This is a genomic window from Caballeronia sp. (assembly GCF_049581465.1).
Lineage (GTDB): Bacteria > Pseudomonadota > Gammaproteobacteria > Burkholderiales > Burkholderiaceae > Caballeronia.
On sequence record NZ_JBAUSA010000647.1, the window covers coordinates 1 to 2,283 of the forward strand.

At 62.6% G+C, this 2,283-nt stretch carries 3 protein-coding genes; all 3 read left to right on the top strand.

Features of this window, described 5'->3' with window-relative positions; genetic code table 11:
• Positions 1-1,176 (top strand): ABC transporter permease (locus tag WCA53_RS15895; protein WP_423912156.1); only part of this gene is annotated, 1,176 nt, incomplete at its 5' end.
• Positions 1,177-1,191: 15 nt separating this feature from the next.
• Complete coding sequence (locus WCA53_RS15900; protein WP_423912159.1) at positions 1,192-1,602, top strand: group II truncated hemoglobin; 411 nt, start codon at positions 1,192-1,194, stop codon at positions 1,600-1,602.
• Positions 1,603-1,649: 47 nt separating this feature from the next.
• Positions 1,650-2,273, top strand: a complete 624-nt coding sequence (locus WCA53_RS15905; RefSeq protein ID WP_423912161.1) for a DUF924 family protein — start codon at positions 1,650-1,652, stop codon at positions 2,271-2,273.
• Positions 2,274-2,283: the final 10 nt, after the last annotated feature.

Below are 2,283 nucleotides of genomic sequence, written 5' to 3' on the forward strand. Positions count from 1 at the left end.
CGCTTCGTCCGTAGCGAGCGGGTGGGATCGGGCGTCGGCTGGCTGAGCTGGCGTTATGCGCTGGCGTCCCTGGAGCGGCGCAGCGGCGCGAGCGCGCTGCAAATCACGGCGCTGGGCATCGGCTTGATGTGCCTCCTTCTGATCGTGATGACGCGCAGCGACCTGATCGCCGGCTGGCGGCAAGCCACGCCGCCCGACGCGCCCAACCAGTTCCTGATCGATATCCAGCCCGACCAGCGCGCAGGCGTAACCGACTATCTGAAGCAGCATGGCGAGGCGGGCGCCACGCTGTCGCCCATGGTGCGTGGCCGCTTGATCGCTGTGAACGGCAAGCCGGTGAGCCCGGACGACTACAAGAACGCGGATGCAAAGCGCCTCGTCGACCGCGAGTTCAACCTTTCGTACACCACCCAGTTACCCGACGATAACCGCGTGGTCGGCGGCAACTGGTACGGCACGGATGGGCGTGCGCAAGTATCGATAGAACAGGGCATTGCGAAGACCATCAACGTGAAACTTGGCGATACCCTGCGCTTCGACGTCGCTGGCCTGCAAGTCGACGGACCCGTGACGAGCGTGCGCAAGGTCGACTGGAATTCGTTCAAGGTCAACTTCTTCGTGCTGATGCCACCGCCGTCCATCAGCGATCTGCCTGCCACGTTCATTACGAGTTTCTATCTGCCCGCGGGGCGGCAGGCCGTGATCGACGGCCTGATCGGCAAATTTCCCAGCCTGACCGCCATCGATACCGCTCCGATCCTCGCGCAAATCCAGCGCGTCCTCAATCAGGTGATCGGCGCCGTGCAATTCCTGTTTATTTTCACGCTCGCGGCCGGTGTGCTGGTGCTGTACGCCGCTCTTGCCGGCACGCGCGATGAACGCATGCACGAGTCCGCGTTGTTGCGCGCGCTGGGTGCGTCTCATAGCCAGGTGCGTTCGGTGCAGATCGCGGAATTCGTGGCGGTCGGCGCGCTGAGCGGGCTGATGGCCGCGCTTGGGGCACAGGGAATCGGCTGGTTGCTGGCGTCGCGCGTGTTCGAATTTCACATCGATTTCAATCCCTGGCTTGTGCCCGTCGGCATTCTCGCGGGCGTCGCGTGCTCGGGCGTGGGTGGCTGGATCAGCCTGCGCCGCGTGCTGTCGCGCCCGGCGCTCCAGTCGTTGCGCGACGCCTGAATTTATAATGAACGCATGACCGAAACTACCCAGGAACAAGCGCCGCAGACGTCGGCGTTCGAACTCGTCGGCGGTGAAGAGCGCGTCCGCGCGCTTGTCGACCGTTTCTACGACCTCATGGACCTCGAACCCGAATTCGCGCAATTGCGCGCGCTGCATCCGCCGGCGCTCGACAATTCCCGCGACAAATTCTTCTGGTTCCTCTGCGGCTGGATGGGTGGCCCTGACCATTACATCAGCCGCTTCGGCCATCCGCGACTGCGCGCGCGGCATTTGAATTTCGCGATTGCATCGAACGAACGCGATCAATGGCTGCGCTGCATGGCTTGGGCGATGGAGGACATCGGCCTTGACGAGCCCTTGCGCGAACGTCTGCTCACTTCCTTCTTCGATACCGCCGACTGGATGCGCAACCGTCCCGGTTGAGTGGCCCTTAGCGTAATAAGTGTTCGGTTGATTTGCCTGGAGACCCCATGACTACGCGCCGAGTTCGCGTGATGCTGGATGCGCGTGCGCAGTCGGTTCTGGACGAGTGGTTCGGGGCGGCGGGATCGGCGGAATTTGGCCACGCGCGGCGTGTGTGGTTCAAGAAAGATGCCGCGTTCGACGCCGTGCTTCTCGCGCGTTTTGGATCGATGCTCGAAGCCGCTTTGGCGGGTACGCTGGCGTCCTGGGCGGAAACGCCCGAAGGTGCTTTGGCGCTGATTCTTTTGCTCGACCAATTCACGCGGAACTGTTTTCGCGGTACGCCGCGTGCGTTTGCAGGTGACGCGCAAGCGCTTGAGCTTGCTCGCACCATGGTTGCTCAAGGCGATGACCGCGAATTACCGACGCCGTATCATCGCGTGTTTGCCTACCTGCCGTTCGAGCACGACGAGACATTGTACAGCCAGCGCGAAGCTGTGCGCCTGTTCCAAACGCTCTCCGACGAAGCTGGCCAAGCCGACGCGAAGGACGTGGCCGCGCAACTCAACTATGCCCACAAGCATGCCGAAGTGATCGAACGCTTCGGGCGCTTTCCGCATCGAAACGAGATTCTTGGCCGGGAGACATCGGCGCAAGAACGTGCGTGGCTGGAGAAGAAAGGCGGGTTCTGACGTTCCCATG